At 39.3% G+C, this 16397-nt stretch carries 14 protein-coding genes; 3 read left to right on the top strand and 11 right to left on the bottom strand.

Annotated features, from left to right (window positions below; all coding sequences use genetic code 11):
• Window positions 1-196: 196 nt before the first annotated feature.
• From BTA34_RS02405 to apt, 8 genes are all read right to left on the bottom strand, one after another.
• Window positions 197-2704: an energy transducer TonB family protein gene (locus BTA34_RS02405; protein ID WP_151434343.1), complete on the bottom strand. Its 2508-nt coding sequence runs from the start codon at window positions 2702-2704 to the stop codon at window positions 197-199.
• Window positions 2705-2718: 14 nt separating this feature from the next.
• Window positions 2719-4209 (bottom strand): DNA-binding protein, encoded by a 1491-nt coding sequence (locus BTA34_RS02400; RefSeq protein ID WP_151434342.1) that lies wholly within the window; start codon window positions 4207-4209, stop codon window positions 2719-2721.
• Window positions 4203-4958: a PP2C family serine/threonine-protein phosphatase gene (locus BTA34_RS02395; protein ID WP_151434341.1), complete on the bottom strand. Its 756-nt coding sequence runs from the start codon at window positions 4956-4958 to the stop codon at window positions 4203-4205. Before BTA34_RS02395 ends, BTA34_RS02400 begins: the two co-directional genes overlap by 7 nt.
• On the bottom strand, window positions 4958-5626 hold the full coding sequence (locus tag BTA34_RS02390; RefSeq protein WP_265576159.1) for a vWA domain-containing protein: 669 nt from the start codon (window positions 5624-5626) through the stop codon (window positions 4958-4960). The genes BTA34_RS02395 and BTA34_RS02390 overlap by 1 nt, the downstream gene beginning before the upstream one ends.
• A 245-nt stretch (window positions 5627-5871) precedes the next feature.
• The gene (gene recR / locus BTA34_RS02385; RefSeq protein ID WP_109371667.1) at window positions 5872-6477 is read right to left on the bottom strand and encodes a recombination mediator RecR; all 606 of its coding nucleotides are present in this window, start codon (window positions 6475-6477) and stop codon (window positions 5872-5874) included.
• Window positions 6477-6806: a YbaB/EbfC family nucleoid-associated protein gene (locus BTA34_RS02380; protein ID WP_023580840.1), complete on the bottom strand. Its 330-nt coding sequence runs from the start codon at window positions 6804-6806 to the stop codon at window positions 6477-6479. Before BTA34_RS02380 ends, recR begins: the two co-directional genes overlap by 1 nt.
• Window positions 6807-6860: 54 nt before the next feature.
• Complete coding sequence (dnaX, locus tag BTA34_RS02375; protein WP_151434339.1) at window positions 6861-8834, bottom strand: DNA polymerase III subunit gamma/tau; 1974 nt, start codon at window positions 8832-8834, stop codon at window positions 6861-6863.
• 257 nt (window positions 8835-9091) lie between these two features.
• A complete protein-coding gene (gene apt / locus BTA34_RS02370; protein WP_036932856.1) occupies window positions 9092-9643 on the bottom strand; it encodes an adenine phosphoribosyltransferase in 552 nt (183 codons plus the stop codon).
• A 137-nt stretch (window positions 9644-9780) separates the two neighbouring features.
• Between apt and priC the strand changes: the two genes are divergently transcribed.
• Both priC and rsmS read left to right on the top strand, forming a co-directional pair.
• Entirely contained in the window at window positions 9781-10323 is a 543-nt protein-coding gene (gene priC, locus BTA34_RS02365; protein WP_151434338.1) for a primosomal replication protein PriC, read from the top strand.
• An 11-nt stretch (window positions 10324-10334) separates the two neighbouring features.
• On the top strand, window positions 10335-10499 hold the full coding sequence (rsmS, locus tag BTA34_RS02360; protein WP_102949409.1) for a pleiotropic regulatory protein RsmS: 165 nt from the start codon (window positions 10335-10337) through the stop codon (window positions 10497-10499).
• Here rsmS and mscK read toward each other — a convergent pair whose 3' ends face one another.
• The 3 genes from mscK to acrR form a co-directional block, all read right to left on the bottom strand.
• Complete coding sequence (gene mscK, locus BTA34_RS02355) at window positions 10500-13922, bottom strand: mechanosensitive channel MscK (RefSeq protein WP_151434337.1); 3423 nt, start codon at window positions 13920-13922, stop codon at window positions 10500-10502.
• Window positions 13923-14048: 126 nt separating this feature from the next.
• The gene (locus BTA34_RS02350) at window positions 14049-14402 is read right to left on the bottom strand and encodes a DsrE/DsrF/TusD sulfur relay family protein (RefSeq protein ID WP_023580846.1); all 354 of its coding nucleotides are present in this window, start codon (window positions 14400-14402) and stop codon (window positions 14049-14051) included.
• A gap of 28 nt (window positions 14403-14430) precedes the next feature.
• Entirely contained in the window at window positions 14431-15075 is a 645-nt protein-coding gene (acrR, locus tag BTA34_RS02345; protein WP_151434336.1) for a multidrug efflux transporter transcriptional repressor AcrR, read from the bottom strand.
• A 124-nt stretch (window positions 15076-15199) separates the two neighbouring features.
• Here acrR and BTA34_RS02340 point away from each other — a divergent pair, with 124 nt between their 5' ends.
• On the top strand, window positions 15200-16393 hold the full coding sequence (locus tag BTA34_RS02340; protein WP_151434335.1) for an efflux RND transporter periplasmic adaptor subunit: 1194 nt from the start codon (window positions 15200-15202) through the stop codon (window positions 16391-16393).
• Window positions 16394-16397 lie beyond the last annotated feature (4 nt).

Genomic DNA, 16397 nt, shown 5'->3' with positions numbered 1-16397 from the left:
TTAGCGGTTGTATAACGAATTAAGCGGTCTGTTTTCTGAGTTGAGTGGTTCTGTCTTTTTGAAAAGGCTATTTTTTTGTGATCTAGGTAACAATTTTATTTCTTTCAATAAGTTAGAAACTCACAAAATAGAAGAAAACCTCCTTTTCACTAACAAAAAAGGAGGGTTTTTATAACATTATTTAATTGAATGGTAATTATTGGCTAAATTGAACTGATATTAAAAGCACATTACCTTTTCGGGTAGGTGAACCATTAAAACGCCATTGGTATGCAGCATCAATAACGGCATTATCTATGCTCATGTCACCACTGCCAGATTTCAATAACACCACAGTAGGAACGCCTTGAGGGTCCACATCAAGTTGTAAGATCATCTCCCCTGTTTTAGCTGCTGTATCAGGGGCATTCACTTTCGGTAATGCCTGATCACTGACGTTAATATTCGCCGATGAAAAATCAATACTAAATGCTCGGTTTGATTGCTCAACAACTTTGTTGTTTAACGGCTTACGTATCACTTTACTATTCGGATCTGACGCGGGTATTACACGCTGAGCCAATTGAATTTGAGTTAAATCATCACTGAGATAATCATCTGAAGGCTTAACTTCAATACCTTCAGGTAAATAACGCATATCCATTCTTGCACGTAAGGTTTGATAGCGTTCTAAGCGAGCGCCCTCAAGTGTATTCATTACCATACGCATTTCTAACATTTGCATCAGCACACCAACACTTTCTTTTGATTTTTGCTGTGATGCTTTAGCAAATGCACCAGCTGCAATTTCGGGATCTTCATCAAGCCATGTAATGCCCCAGCCTAACCAGACATCTTCACGATCAGGCTCTAATGCAATAGCCTGTTCAAAATGAGTACGCGCCTTCAATAATAAGGTTTGCCAATACTCTTTATCTTGCGGATAAATTTTAGGAGAACTGGCTAAGTTGTTGGTTCCTACGTTGTAATATTGCAATTCAAAACGTGCCACTGTTCTCACGATATCAACATTATCTTGATGAAGAGCGAGTTTTTCATTTAAAAAGCGAATACTGTTATCCCAGCTTTCATGGTTATTTTTACCATTAGGCAATGCCTGTAACTCTTTTAAGATGGCTTGTAACGCAGCACGCTTTTCTTGCTGTCGTTGAGATAATCTAGGGTAATAAGAAGCATAAGGATCATAGCTAGAACGAGTTGCTTCTCTTTCATTTTCTAATTCTGGCGCTTGTTTTTTCAATTCTGAATAAACATTTTCGGTAAGTGTTATCTCTTTAGCATCTTGTCTTGCGTAAGCTTTAACCAATTTTATTAATGTTGATTGTTGCTTAACGGCATACTCTTTCCAACCAAGACGGGTACTTTCAAAACGAACGGTTACACGTTGACGATATCCGTCTTTATTTGGCATAAAACGCCAATGGCGAGCGGCGCTCACTGCTTTATTATCGAACGCATCAACACCACTACTGTTTTGTACCCAAAGCCCTGAAATGCGCCCTTGAGGATCAACATCAACGGATAAAATAACATCTGCATGAGGAATATATTTTCTGATTGTTGGATAACGGATCTCAGTTAAGTTTTTCACTTCATTAGGTGATTCAACGAAAACTTCTCCGGGATACTCTTTTCCCATCATTGATTGCATTTCAATATAAGTGGTTGAATCATTATAAATTGCGTTACTCACTGGTAATCGTTGATTTGCCAACGTTGTAACATCGTCTGGCGGAAGGCTATTTTGTCGATAAAAACGATCTTCAATAACACGCGCTTGTAATATCTGATAAATCTGACGCTGATTTTCAGTAAGCTCTGAAATTGCTTTTTTCAATAATTGTTGCGCTGAAATATCATCATGAGCTTGCTTAGCCAGTTTGAGCGTATCTGCCACCATTAACGCTAACATCGCTTTTTCAATTTGTGCATCCACAGAACGATGAGCAATATAAGTCAGTGCTAAAACTTGCCATGCCTCAGGCGATAACGGCGCAACAGCAATAACATTAATACCTGATTGCGTTAATTGAGCATCATTACTAGTTGAAAGGGAAGCTAATGCCTGAGCAACCATAATATCAGGTTGATTTAATAGCCAGCCACCATAAAAATTAAGTGTTTTTACAGCTTCCGCACGTTCTGACGTTCCTTTGGTATGAGCTAAATAAGCCTCTTTCGCTTTTATCGCTTCAGTCACATCATCGCTAAAATAATCCAATCCTGGTAAAGTAATTCGCGCTTTCTCAATAGCGCTAATCGATGCCAGCGCTTTCGGTTGATTAGACCGAATAACGTTACGGATCTCATTTTCGCTATTAACAACAAGATAATGATAATTTTGCCATTCTGATTGTTCGATATTTTGTAAAACAAAACGACGGCGATCTTCTAATTCATTTGTTGGGATCACCGATAATGACACACCCAGTGCCATTAAAAGCACGAGTCCACCACCACATAAATAGTAAATATTTTTAGCTCGCCACGATTGCAATAACATAACAATCGTCATAATAAGAGAGCCTAGCCATACTCCCAGCAAGAAATTACGCTCATCAAAGCGCACAGATGAGGGGAGAATTTTGCTATTAAAACTATCAATCAAACTAAAGGTTGAAACTAAAAAAGCTGGCAACCAAAAAGGAAACAGTAATGTTATAACGCCAATAATAATCAGGATCAGCTTTATTCTTTTTTTCATGTTATTTCCCTAACCTATGGCTTTCTTTTCAAAATATGCATGGAAGGAAAAACAAAAATAACTAACAAAATAATGGCTGAAATCATTAAAAACATCACACTCAGCATCGTTATTAATATTTGTTCAATATAATCAGCTTTAATTAAATCAGTAACCCAGCTAGAGCCTAAACTACCGCTGGCGCCTTGTGGAATAAAATTCATCAGCAATAATCCCAACAACACAGGGACTATCATGGCAATAGCGGTATGTAATACGACTTTGGGTACTTTATTTATTGCATTTTTAACTGCAATAAATATCGCTGGAGGCTGAATAGGTTTCGCTGGCGTAGCTTGTGCTGGCGCTTGTCGAATATTCGCATTTTGTACTCGTTTTTGACGAATTTGCTCGCGTTGCGTTTGGTTTTGTTTTTGAGTAATTGCAACTTGCTGTAACTTCGCCCCTCTTGCACAAGCTGCGCAAGCTTTACCTGCAAAATGCTGGTGGTTTTTATCTTTTTGACAAATAACTAATTGTTGCTTTTCAGGCTGTGCATATTCATAAAGTGCTGTCGTCCATGTTTTTGCACTTGGTCTTTGCGAAGGTGTGCCTGAAAAGGCTTTATCAAAGAGTGTTCTGAGTTTATCGGGTAATTGTTTATGTCCACTGGCGACATTAGGGGTGATCAAATTATGCGCTTTTACGCCATAACCATAAAAACGCCCTGCTATACGCCTTGGAATATCTGTAGGTACAGTGTCATTTTTAGGACGACCACTAAAAGGATGAATACCAAAATTAAGCAACTGGAAAATAATAACGGCTAAGGCAAATCGGTCTTGCCACTCTTCTTGAGATTCTGGAACCGTTTGTTTTGCTTGAAACTCAGGGGCAAGATATTCAACGGTAAATTGCCCAGCAGGAAAGCGTGCATTCTCACCTTGGATACTAAATCCATCACAATCGAGAAGAGACATATACAGACTTGATTTATAAAACCGCAAATTCAGCGGTTTCATATCAATAATACGGTGCCCTTGCTGATGCAAAGCATCAATCAACGAGCAAAGGTTATATGCAAGACTCACTTTCGCACCCATTCCCGTGGGTAAACCATGAGCTTTGGCTTGGCGCTCTTGAAGAATATACTCCAACTCAATCGTATTTTTGACATCAAGTTCAGGCATCACAAAGCCAACAAATTGTTTTTGGCTATTGTATAAACGAGCTTGAGGCCATGCGAGTTGGATAATAGGCGTATCGTTAACAGAAACGGGCTTTAATGCAGGTTCTAACTTCTGCATTGCCGTGATCTTTTTCAGATAATAAGCTTTATCAATTTTATCATGGTAAACTTTTGAGACTTGGAAAGGTGCATTATTAATATGGCTAACGCTGCCCGCACCACCGCTTTTTATCAAAGTACCTATTTGATAAATCTTACCATTTTCATCTTGTAGCTGTGTCGATAGTAGTTGTGTCGATATAGGTTTGCTTGGTTTCTGTTTCTTTGCCTTTACCACAACTCTTCATCCCTGATACAAATAACTAAGGTTTTATCATCGCCGGTGATTGAATGTGTTCGAGGATCAGCTAAAGTCCCTGCTAATGCCTCACTTCCGCTATCTTCTGATACTGTTTTTAAATAACGGATCACAGGAGTAATAAACGGTTCATAAAGGGCATCACACGCTTTATTCATCGCAAAAGGCTGTACACCATCAGACATCAAAATAACCTGTTTTACCGGTTTATTTAGGGGAATAACGCGTAAGTGCGCTTCCCAATTTTCTGACGTCACAAACCAAGTTTGATTCGCATATTCTCCATTTTCAGGCTGTGATACATAACTTGTACCATCGCAATACTCCACCACGGCAATACCATCGCCTAAATGGAATAAATAGCCACTATCATCACCAACCCAACATGCAACCAGTGTTGATGCATATTCATTAAGCGCACACTGCTTTATTTCTGCATATTCAGCCAGTTGGAGGCGAATATCTTCAATAAGTTGTTTAGCCCCTTGGGTTATCTGTTTTTCGGTTAACAAATCAATGTTTGGCCACTCTGTAATACGTAGCGTAAATAACCGGGCAACGAGCTGAGCGCCTTGTTCACTATAACGAGAAGAGCCAGCGCCATCACAAACAGCAGCGATAAGATATTCACCTTTACGACGAATAAAATAAGCATCCTGACAGGGAATTTTACGTTCTTGATGGGCAATACCTGTCACAGATGCCCCATAAGCTAACCAATCATTCATCAAACAGGTACACTCGCCCAAGAATCAGTTGAAGGTAATTGTGCTGTGCCACCCGGTGTTGATTGAGAAACCACCTGCATACTGGCGCTTAGCCACAAGAACAGTTCTTTAAATTGCAGCCCTTTAAGCATTTTCACACCATTAACACCATTACGGCTAAAGCTTCCCATGACTTCTGCTGATGCACCATCAACCATAATAGGAAATACCGCTGTTTTTTGGTTTTCTTCTGCTTGACGACAAAGCTGTGCAGCCTGTTCCCATTGGTCTGTCGGAACACCATCAGACATTAAAAATAGCCAAGGACGAGTATAAGCAACACCCGCCTGTTTAAACCGCTGTTTTTCAGCTTCTATTTCTTCAAGTGCGAGCGTAATGGCTTGCCCCATCGGCGTTGTGCCATTAGCTTCTAAAACAGGCGCTGTAAAGTCCATCGCATCTTTCCAATCACCATGAACCGTACATTGGTCATATCCGCCATATTCAATAACCAGAATACGTACACGTTTAGCCGCAATTACATCGTTTTTAAGCTCTTGTTCGAGTAATTTAAGCCCTTCATTTAGTTGTTGAATAGGTTGACCATACATACTGCCAGAGCTATCTAGTACTAAGATCAGAGGGGTTCTTTGTTCACTATTATCAACCAAGGCTACGTCTGGGATCATAAGATGCTCCATCATTCAGTTATTATTTTTCATGATAGTAATTAATGTAACATAAAGACGCAAAATTCATCAGAAAGAAAAAAGCAATAAAGTGAAGATAAAGATATTTCTGATAAAAAATAAGCTTTAAGGTTTAAAACTCGATGTTTTAAATTAAATTTGAGAGTGTTTTCATGATTTCAGATGAAAAAAAAACACCTTATTACATCTTGTAAAAGGTGCTTTTTAATAAACTATTTATGATGTTAATAGTGGATTTTTTGGCGTCCAGCAATAGAGTGCGAAAGCGTTGTACCATCGACCATTTCAAGTTCACCTCCCACAGGAACCCCATGGGCAATTCGGCTAGCCGAAATATCATACTGAGCACAAATTTCAGCAATATAATTGGCTGTTGCCTCACCTTCAACGGTCGGGTTTGTCGCCAAGATCACTTCTGAAATAGTCTCTTGGCTTAAGCGCTCTTCAAGTCTATCTAAACCAATATCCATAGGTCCAATACCATCTAAAGGGGATAAATGCCCCATTAAAACAAAGTATCGACCCGCAAACTGCCCTGTCTGCTCGATAGCATGAATATCCGCAGGACTTTCAACAACACAAATTTGCCCATTTTGCTGACGGCGAACATTCGCACAGATGGTGCAACGCTCTTCTTCAGTAAAAGTTCGGCAATCACAGCAATGACCAATTTCAGACATTGCACGCGTGAGTGCTTGTGCAAGTCGCATACCACCGCTTCTATCGCGTTGAAGTAGTTGGAAAGCCATTCGTTGCGCTGACTTAGGCCCGACACCGGGTAAACAACGCAACGCTTCCATTAATGATTCAAGAAGTGGGCTGGTTTGCATTAGAATGGCATCTTAAAGCCTGGTGGCAATTGCATACCGTTAGAAACAGAGGCCATTCTTTCTTTTTGTGTTTCATCAATACGACGCGCAGCATCATTAAAGGCAGCAGCAATCAGATCTTCCAGCATCTCTTTGTCATCTTCTAGCAGGCTAGGATCGATTTCAACACGACGGCAATTATGAGCACCATTGATAGTGATCTTAACTAAGCCAGCGCCAGATTCACCTGTCACTTCTAAGTTAGCGATCTCTTCTTGCATTTGTTGCATTTTTTCTTGCATTTGTTGGGCTTGCTTCATCAGATTACCCAAACCACCTTTTCCGAACATAATTGTCTCTCTTTGTAAAAGCCACACAGTATGAAGTCATACAACATGTTGCGATTAAACAGGTCGGATACTCTCTTCATCCAATTCAGCATCAAAATATTGCTGTAATGTTTGAATCGTTTTATCCGTAATAATCGATTGACGCGATAACGCCAATTTTTCATCATAAATGGCTTGTCGCCACTCCAACGGTGTTTTTACCGCTGGATCATCATCTTCTATAATTGTGAGTGAAATTGCTTTTCCATGCAATTCACTTAACGCATTAGTAAGCGTGCGTAACGTATTTGCTGAATTTAAATGTTTCTGTTTAGTTCGTAAATGCAAAATAACGTTTTCTTCGCTTACCGTCTCTTTATACGCATTTAATGCCAGTTGTTGTACCAATTTAGGGAGCGGCATTTTGTCAATTTCAGCAGCCCACGCATCTCTTTCTTGTGACTCTTTCGCAATTTTTGCTGCTAATTCAGGCGTTTTTTCATATTCGAGAACTTCTTTGATCTCTTTTGGTGAAGAAACAACCTCTTGCGTTGACATTAGCTCTGGGTTTTGCGGACGCCACTGATACTCTTCTTTTTTCTTTTTTTCAGGCGCATTAGTCTGACGCTTCGCTGCTTGCTGGCGTTTTTCACTCACGGCTGCTAGCCGCTCTAATGCACTAGCAGCCGGCTTAGCCCGATTAGGCGTCGCCGGTTCAGACTTTTTTGGCGGGGTTAGTTGTTCCGTCCCCTTTATTGCCTGCCTTGCCCTTAGAAGTTGTGCTGCGGGGCTATTGCTGAGCGAAGCACTATTTTCTATTGGTGAAGAAGATGAATGAGCCATTTGAGGCGAATGAGTCTGCGCCGTTTGTGGAGCATAATGTTCAGACTTTCTATTTGTAGGCAATGATGCTGAAGGTAACGTCTGTGCTAATGGCGCAGAAGGTATTTCATCAATCACTGTTTTAGGATGAAAAGCCAGCGCACGTAACAGCGTCATTTCAACGCCCATGCGTCTGTCTGGCGCATAAGCCAGTTCTTTTCGTCCTACTAATAAGGTTTGATAATAGAGCTGTAAATCTTGTGGAGAAACAGATTTAGCCAATAAGCGTAGGCGTTCTTGAGTAAATTGCTCTTGAGGATTTTCTTCACTAGGCAATAACTGCAACATCGCAATTTGATGCAGTAATGAGAGTGTTTCCACCAAGAAATTTTCCCAGTCAGTACCTCTTGAAGCGACTTCATTAACAAGCGACATGACCTGTTGGCCATCCGCTTTTACTAGCGCTTCAATCAATGCTAAAGGCTGAGCGTCATCAATCGTGCCAAGCATTTGGCTAACCACTTCCGCACTGACAACACCTTCGCCACTTGCGATAGCTTGGTCTGTTAAGCTTAATGCATCTCGCATACTGCCATCGGCAGCGCGTGCAATAAGTTGACGCGCTCTTACATCATTTTCAATATGCTCTGCTGATAGCACTTTTTCGAGCTGTGTCGCAATTTGGTCAATATCTAATGCTCGCAGATGAAATTGCAAACAACGCGATAAAATCGTCACCGGTAGTTTTTGTGGATCAGTCGTCGCTAATAAGAATTTAACGTGCTCTGGTGGTTCTTCTAATGTTTTTAGTAGCGCATTAAAACTGTGACGAGAAAGCATGTGAACTTCATCAATCAAGTAGACCTTAAAGCGTCCTCTTGCTGGCGCGTACTGCACATTATCCAGCAGTTCACGAGTATCTTCTACCTTAGTACGAGATGCCGCATCGATTTCAATTAAATCGACAAAACGCCCTTGTTCTATTTCAAGGCAATTTGCACATTGGCCACAAGGTTTACTCGTAATACCTGTTTCACAATTCAACCCTTTGGCAAATAATCGGGCAATAGTGGTTTTTCCGACACCTCTTGTGCCAGAAAAAAGATAGGCGTGATGAAGTCGCTGATGATCTAGACCATTAGCTAAAGCAGTCAACACATGACGTTGACCAACAACATCGTTAAAAGTTTGTGGGCGCCACTTACGGGCAAGTACCTGATAGCTCATTGATTCCGCTAAATTTGAACGAGATTTATCTCTATGCTAACACAGGGGCGACCTATTGAGCGAGATCTGTAAGAAACAAATGAGATATTGATGAAAGAACCAGCAGAAATTTAAGATAAAGTAAGAGGTAACAATTGTGCGGGCAACAATATATATTTATAAAAATAGAAATATTTATAAATGAGATATAAACACCCGCACTCTTACTTGTGTTTACGATAAGAACTTAATGCGTTCTTCTCTAAACAGTGAAGATATTAATGTCCTGGGAAATCAACCAGTGTAAAGCTGTGAACACCTTGTTTTTCTAAGCGTTCGATACCGCCTAAATCAGGTAAGCAGATAATAAATGCAGCTTCTGTCACAGTACCACCTAAACGGCGGATCAGACGAGCAGTTGCTTCAATGGTGCCACCTGTTGCCAGTAAGTCATCAACCATTAATACTTTATCTTTATCCGTAATGCTATCTTTGTGGATCTCTAAAGTATCTGTGCCGTATTCCAGATCATAAGTTTCACTGAGCGTTTCGCGAGGCAATTTACCTTTTTTACGAACAGGAACAAAACCAACACCTAGGCGTAAAGCGACAGGAGCACCAAATAGGAAGCCACGCGCTTCGGTACCCACGACTTTAGTGATACCCTGACCTTGATAGTGTTCTACCAATAAATCAATGGTTGCCTGATATGCAGCAGGATTATCTAATAATGTAGTGATATCACGGAATAATATCCCTTCTTTTGGATAATCAGGAATGGTTTCAATACTGTCTTTAATAAATTGCAGTTGTTGCGCGTTAGCAGTCATAATCAGTGCCATAATAAAAAACGAAACGATAGAATCTATGCAATATGCCGTTAAAATGCAACAGAAAGCCAATTAACAACTCTTTTTTGTTGCTTTAAGTCAATTCATGTTTTTATCAAAACAGGGACAAGAACCAGATGAATAAACCCGATCCTTTAAGCTTGTTTAAAAAACAGATAGACAATCTAGCCGAAACAGTGGCGCCTATTGCAAACAAAAAAATTGCAGCACCTTGCTTCGACACAGCACTATTCCACCGCCGAAGTGATTCCCTTGGTGGCTATATGCAACAGATCCGCGATAATTTTATCCAGTTAATCGCTTGTGTTGAGGCACAACGAAGCCAGCAGGTTAAATTTCTGGCCACACAAATCCTACAACAAATTGAAGCATTAACTCGTGAATTATCGACACAAACACTAAGAAAGCAAGAGAACCAGCTTACTCAACGAAAAAAAAGTGTCGATTTATACCAAAAGCTTGCCCAACATCAGGATTATGAGCGTCGATTACAAGCCATGATCCAAGATAGAGAACTTTCATTAACGCAAGCACAAAGCTTTATGAAGCAACAAGAGTTGCAAAAAGAGATTGCCGCTCTTGAAAATCGCCTTGCTCGCTGCAAAAACGCCCTGTTCTCTATCGAAAAGAGCATTGAGAAACAAGAAGATAAATTTTAAAGGAGGTGATAATGAGTTTAAAAGAAGCACCAGAGTCTGTTCAATTGGCAGTCGATCTTATCTATTTACTTGAAAGCCACCATATTGATCCTAAAACTGCACTAGAAGCCCTTGAGATTGTGCGCCAAGATTATGAAAAAAAATTAGCAGCACAATCTACTCATTCATCCCTTTAATTAAGCAAAAGGTGTATTGGCTTCAGGTGTTGAACCATCAAGAGGACGTTTTATCTCTTGTACTTCATCACCTTGTTTATTATGTAAATAGACATCAAGTTGGTTAAACGCAATATTGATATTATTTTCATTACATAACTTATCAATAGCACGGTTAACTTCATCTATTGCAATACTTCTATCACCTAATGTTCTGACATAAAAACGCAAGTCATGATTCAGCGTACTTGCCCCAAACTCAGTAAATAATACCACCGGTTCTGGCTCCGTCATCACTCTGACATTATCTTTAGCCGCCTTCATTAAAATCTCTTTGACCTTATCGAGATCAGAGCCATAAGCGACACCAACTTGAATAATAATACGTGTCACCGTATCAGATAATGTCCAGTTAATAAGTCGTTCGGTCACAAACGCTTTATTTGGAATAATCACTTCTTTACGATCAAAATCAGTCACTGTCGTCGCCCGAATACGAATTCGGCTAACCGTACCGGAATAAGTACCAATAGTAACCGTATCGCCAATTCTGACGGGTCTTTCGAACAAAATAATTAGACCAGACACAAAGTTTGCGAATATTTCTTGTAAACCAAACCCTAAACCAACCGTTAAAGCGGCCGCTAACCATTGCAGTTTTTCCCAGGCGACACCTAATATTCCCAGTGATACGATGGTTCCGATAGCAATAATAATGTAGGTTAAAATGGTTGTGATCGCGTAAGAAGCCCCTTGTTGCAGTTTTATACGAGATAAAATTAATACCTCTAATAAACCCGGTAAATTTCGGGTCATAAACCAAGAAATTGCCATAATAGAAACAGACAATAATAGGTCGGCAACAGTAACCGCTTTAACGACATTACCAAGCTCTGTCGGCAAAGTGTAACTCCAGAGCGTTATTCCATCTAAATAGGTAAAGACCGTAATAAAATCAGACCAAATACCATAGAAACTAGACGCAAAGATGATAAATAAAATCATCGTTGTCAGTCTTAATGATTGCTGATTGATTTGATCCATATCCATTGGTGGTTCTTGAATAGGCTCTAGGCTGTTATCTTCGCCCTCTTTTTTCTCTTTTAACATAGCTTGTCTACGTTCAAGAGCGCGACGATAGGCGAGACGTCGAGCCGCAACAGTTAAGCCACGTAAGCTTGCATGATAAGCAATAAACCACAGCATGAGCAGATATAAGCTGTCAATCCAGCGATTTGCTAAACGCAATGCTGTGTAGTAATAACCAAAAATAACTAATCCCATTAAAATAAGCGGCGAAAACGTTAATAAGGTAATGACGACCGTTCTAACAACATGATTACCCTTTTCTTGCCATATTTCACGGCAAAATGGCAGCGCACACAGGCTAATACCAAATAATGAAATAATCGCAACTAATTGCCCAATAACATCCCCCACTAACAGCAATGGATTATTAATGCCATAAGCTGAAAGCAGAATAATTGGCAACATTGGCAGTGATAAGCGTAATAAACGTTTACGATTTTGCTGAACACGTTCGAGAGGAATTTTAAAATGTTTTACGGCAACACCATTGTCAGACATTAAGCGATAAGACCATTCAAACATCAGCCAAAATACCGCAAATTGCCATGCAAAAGACCAAATAAATTCTTGCTGCACATTAAAGCTATTAATTAGCCAATACCCTATTGCTAATACAATACAAGAAAGGGGTAATGTTTTTATAAATACAATCCCTAATGCTAATGGTGTATGCAGCTGTGAATCTTTATTAAGCTTATTAATATCCGCATTCAGTTTTTCAAATTGCATATCTAGCTTTTTACGTTGCCAAATAATCAACAAACTGAACGAAATAAGTGCAATAAGTACAGGAAGTGATTTCTTAGCCCCGATCAACAGATTTTCATTTGACCAGTTAAGTTTAAAACCTTGAAATTCGGCAACCGCTTGAGTCGGAAATACTGCAAACCAATTAAGATTAATCGGCTTATTACTGCTTACCCAGAAAATTTGCTGAGCCAATGTGTTTTCCAGTGAACTGACCACACTGCGTAATTGTTGCTGATCCATTTGGAGATTAATCGAACCCGATATTTGATTACCTAATTGGTTATTCAGTTTATCGAGCAATTCTCTACGGGCATCAATTAAGAGTTCTAAAGCATTGCGTAACTCTTTTTGCGCATTGGCATCTGTAGTTTCAGGATGTGTTGATTGATACTCTTTCATCAACTGATCAATATAAACATTAGGTTGAATGATTTGATCACGTTGCTTGTTTATTTCAAATTGTTCTAATCGTAAATCAGCAATTTTATCCGGCAAGTTATTAATAAATATACCATCGGGTAAATCAACTTGTTCTTCAAACAGAATACGTGACAGTAATAAACTGCCTTTAAGCACATCAATTTGTTCTTTTAAATTGCGTTCAGATTGAATGGCTCTATCTAAACGATTCTTTACGAGTAAGCTATGGCGATTTAAATCGTTGTTGTTTTGTGTGGTAACAATCAACTTATCACTAAGCTGTTTATTGATTTCTGTTTGTACCAAATAAAATGGATCGTTATTAATGATCTGATTCTCAAGCCCTGTACTTTGGGCTTCTTTGGCAGTTTCTTCCGAGCTATCTAAGCGTTTATCATTGATAGCATCTTGAAGTAGTTGAGCATGCTCTTGTGAAAGGTCGATATAAGCAGAACTATAATCTCGCTGTAGTTGCAATAAGCTTTGCAGTTGTACATTTGATTGGAGAGTTCGCTTTTGAAAATTATTTTGTTGTTGAAGATAATATTGTTCTAATTGCAACAATTGCACTGCTGAAGTGCGCATTTGTGCTTTATCAGCACTGCTTTTATTCAACAAGGTTCTTATTTGTTGCAGTCTTTCTGAATTGCCGAATAAAACAGATTGCGCCCTTTCAGGTTGTGTTTGTAATACAATAAGCTCATTACTGTAGTTAGCTAAATCATCTTGAGACTTTTGTAATGACTGTAAAACCGTTTCAAGTTGAGATTCTAATGTTGTAAGCGGTAAAGCCTCTAATGATTTTTTATAATCGTCGGCTTCTTTATTAGCGATTTTTTGTTTTAATTGTTCAAGTTGATATTGTGTACTACGTAATTTTTCCGGTAATTGATCGACTGTTTTATTGTAGCTTGTCGATTTTTTCTCTAATTGTTGAATATCATCAAGCAATAAAAGCGATTGTTCGAGATCTGTGATAGTTAATTTATCTTCTGCACTTAATTCACTGCGCTTATTTAATAAATTAAGCTGGTTTTGAATGCTTTCTTGAGTCGGTAAATTACTCGGTACCGCGGCTAAAACGGCGGTAATGGAGATACCCCAAAGAATAAAGACAATAATCGTGGCTGTAATAACCGTCTTTATTTGACTATTAAATTGAGAAAAAAGAGTTTGTGTACACATGGTTAAGCAACTTGTTCAATTAATATTGAAAAACTGTTTATTAGTATAATCCAATTGCTTTAAATTGGCAGTGTAAACAGAGCAAGTTGCTTGGTTTGTTTCTCGCCTGAGAAAACGAAATAGTGATCAGAAAGTCAGGATTTTATCCGCATCGAGCGTCCACTGCGCTAAATCGACTAATGTACCTAATTCTGCACCATCAACAAGTGGTAAATCACTGATACCACGCGTATCTGTACATGTTTTACAGAGTTTAACAGGCACATTTTGCGCCGTGAGAATTTCCAGCATTTGCTGTAAGTTATAACCTTCTTTAGGTTGTTGACGAGCTAAAGCCCCAGTTACAGCATCAGACATTAAAAAAATATTTAATTCGGTTTCTGGATGCTGTTCTTTTAATGTAATCGATAAACGCAGTGCGTTAAATAATGATTCATTGCCATAAGCTGCACCATTAGCAATAACTAATACCTTACTCATAAACATCTTCCTCAAGTTTAATAATAAATTAAGATGGCGCTGATATTCTCATATTTGCGCTATGCTTTATCATATCAATAAAGCTATCAACCAAATATTGACTTTCATCTTTGATAGAAAAACTTTCTGGTGAAAATAACCAATTCTCGGCAAGACCCGTCATCATGGCTCTTAACATAATAGCGGCCCTTCTTAAATTAAGATCGGCAGGAAGCTGTTTTTTTTCAATACAACGAGATAAAGACTGTTCTATTCTAGAGTGATCCGCTGCACACAATTCTCTGCGAATTTCAACAATTGGTGTCATTTCACCGACAAATTCGCATTTATGGAAATATATTTCTAAAAGTGCATTATGTTTGGGATCTTCGACAATTGATGTCAATATGTAAATAAGTAATTCTCTTAATACAAATAGTGGATCATCTGGGTATTTTGATTGATACTCTATTTCTAAAGATTCTATTTTTAAGTCGGTGAGTTCGCACGCTTCAGTAAATAAATCCACTTTATTTTTAAAGTGCCAATATATTGCGCCACGGGTCACGCCTGCCGCTGTTGCAATATCTGAAAGTGATGTGGCAGAAACGCCTTGCACAGTAAACAGCCTAAGTGCAGCATCAATAATCTGCTGTTTTGTTTCTTGTGCCTGTCGTTTAGTTTTTCGTGCCATTAATCCTCGATTTTGACTGAAGTTAATTTACATACATTCATGTATGTTTGTACTATACATCGCAATCAATCATCAACTTAATTATTTTTATCCCGGGAAACAACGTTTGAATAGAGGTTTTCTTATGCGAAAAAACAGAGGGGTTTTGCCTCTGGCTCTGTTAGTGCTATCAGGCAGCTTGGTTCTTGCTGGATGTGACGACAAAGCTAAACAGTCTGCTGGAGGTCCACCTCCTGCACCAGCTGTCGGTGTTGTGACTTTAGGAGCTGAAGCTCTGACAATCACCACTGATTTACCAGGTCGTACATCAGCCTTCCGTATTGCTGAAGTTCGCCCTCAAGTTGGCGGCATTATTTTAAAACGTAATTATACAGAAGGTAGCTATGTAGAAGCGGGTACATCTTTGTACCAAATCGACCCAGCTATTTTTGAAGCAACTTTAAATAGTGCGCAAGCTGAATTAGCGAAAGCTAAAGCGAATGCTGAAATAGCTCGTCTCACCGTGGAGCGTTATAAACCTCTACTTGGTACAAACTATGTCAGTAAGCAAGATTTTGATACTGCAACGTCTCAGTACGCACAAGCGGTTGCCGCTGTTAAAGCAGGTGAAGCTGCTGTAACGACTGCAAAAATTAATCTTGAATATACAAAAGTAACAGCACCTATTTCAGGTCGTTCAGGTAAATCTACTGTGACTGAAGGCGCGCTAGTTGCTCCAGGTCAGCAAGTGGCACTTACCACTGTTCAGCAAATTGATCCGATTTACGTCAACGTGACGCAATCGAGTGAAGACTACCTGAAACTTAAAAATGAAATTGAAAGTGGCGTTATTCGTCAAGAGCAAGGTAAACCTGTTGTTCATTTAACATTGACTAATGGGCAAGCTTACGCGCAGAAAGGTCATTTAGAGTTTTCTGATGTGACTGTTGATGAAACAACAGGCTCTATTACGATGCGTGCAATCGTACCTAACCCAAATGGGGAATTATTACCCGGTATGTTTGTTCGCACCAAGTTAGAAAATGGTATTCGTCAAAATGCAGTTTTGATCCCACAACAAGCCGTTATTCGTACAGCTCGTGGTGATGCAACAACAATGGTTGTTAATAAAGATAATGTTGTTGAAGTTCGTACCATTGAAGTGTCACAAGCTGTTGGTAATAAATGGCTCGTTAATAGTGGTGTTCAGGCTGGTGAGCGCGTTATCGTTTCTGGATTGCAAAAAGCAAAACCAAAAATGACAGTAACAGCTCAAGAAGAGAATTTAGATGCGAAGCCATCACCTGAACAAACTGAGCCAGCTAAGAATCCTCAATAAGGAG

Source organism: Proteus sp. CD3, assembly GCF_008808075.1.
In the GTDB taxonomy this organism is placed as follows: domain Bacteria; phylum Pseudomonadota; class Gammaproteobacteria; order Enterobacterales; family Enterobacteriaceae; genus Proteus; species Proteus appendicitidis.
The sequence above is the reverse complement of the archived record's forward strand: the minus strand, read 5'-3'. Positions and strand labels throughout refer to the sequence as shown.

Bases quoted from the DNA above. Each gene is read 5' to 3' on its own strand.
- BTA34_RS02405 (WP_151434343.1), bottom strand. From the start codon at position 2,704: ATGAAAAAAAGAATAAAGCTGATCCTGATTATTATTGGCGTTATAACA.
- BTA34_RS02395 (WP_151434341.1), bottom strand. From the start codon at position 4,958: ATGAATGATTGGTTAGCTTATGGGGCATCTGTGACAGGTATTGCCCAT.
- BTA34_RS02390 (WP_265576159.1), bottom strand. From the start codon at position 5,626: ATGATCCCAGACGTAGCCTTGGTTGATAATAGTGAACAAAGAACCCCT.
- recR (WP_109371667.1), bottom strand. From the start codon at position 6,477: ATGCAAACCAGCCCACTTCTTGAATCATTAATGGAAGCGTTGCGTTGT.
- BTA34_RS02380 (WP_023580840.1), bottom strand. From the start codon at position 6,806: ATGTTCGGAAAAGGTGGTTTGGGTAATCTGATGAAGCAAGCCCAACAA.
- dnaX (WP_151434339.1), bottom strand. From the start codon at position 8,834: ATGAGCTATCAGGTACTTGCCCGTAAGTGGCGCCCACAAACTTTTAAC.
- apt (WP_036932856.1), bottom strand. From the start codon at position 9,643: ATGACTGCTAACGCGCAACAACTGCAATTTATTAAAGACAGTATTGAA.
- priC (WP_151434338.1), top strand. From the start codon at position 9,781: ATGAATAAACCCGATCCTTTAAGCTTGTTTAAAAAACAGATAGACAAT.
- rsmS (WP_102949409.1), top strand. From the start codon at position 10,335: ATGAGTTTAAAAGAAGCACCAGAGTCTGTTCAATTGGCAGTCGATCTT.
- mscK (WP_151434337.1), bottom strand. From the start codon at position 13,922: ATGTGTACACAAACTCTTTTTTCTCAATTTAATAGTCAAATAAAGACG.
- BTA34_RS02350 (WP_023580846.1), bottom strand. From the start codon at position 14,402: ATGAGTAAGGTATTAGTTATTGCTAATGGTGCAGCTTATGGCAATGAA.
- acrR (WP_151434336.1), bottom strand. From the start codon at position 15,075: ATGGCACGAAAAACTAAACGACAGGCACAAGAAACAAAACAGCAGATT.
- BTA34_RS02340 (WP_151434335.1), top strand. From the start codon at position 15,200: ATGCGAAAAAACAGAGGGGTTTTGCCTCTGGCTCTGTTAGTGCTATCA.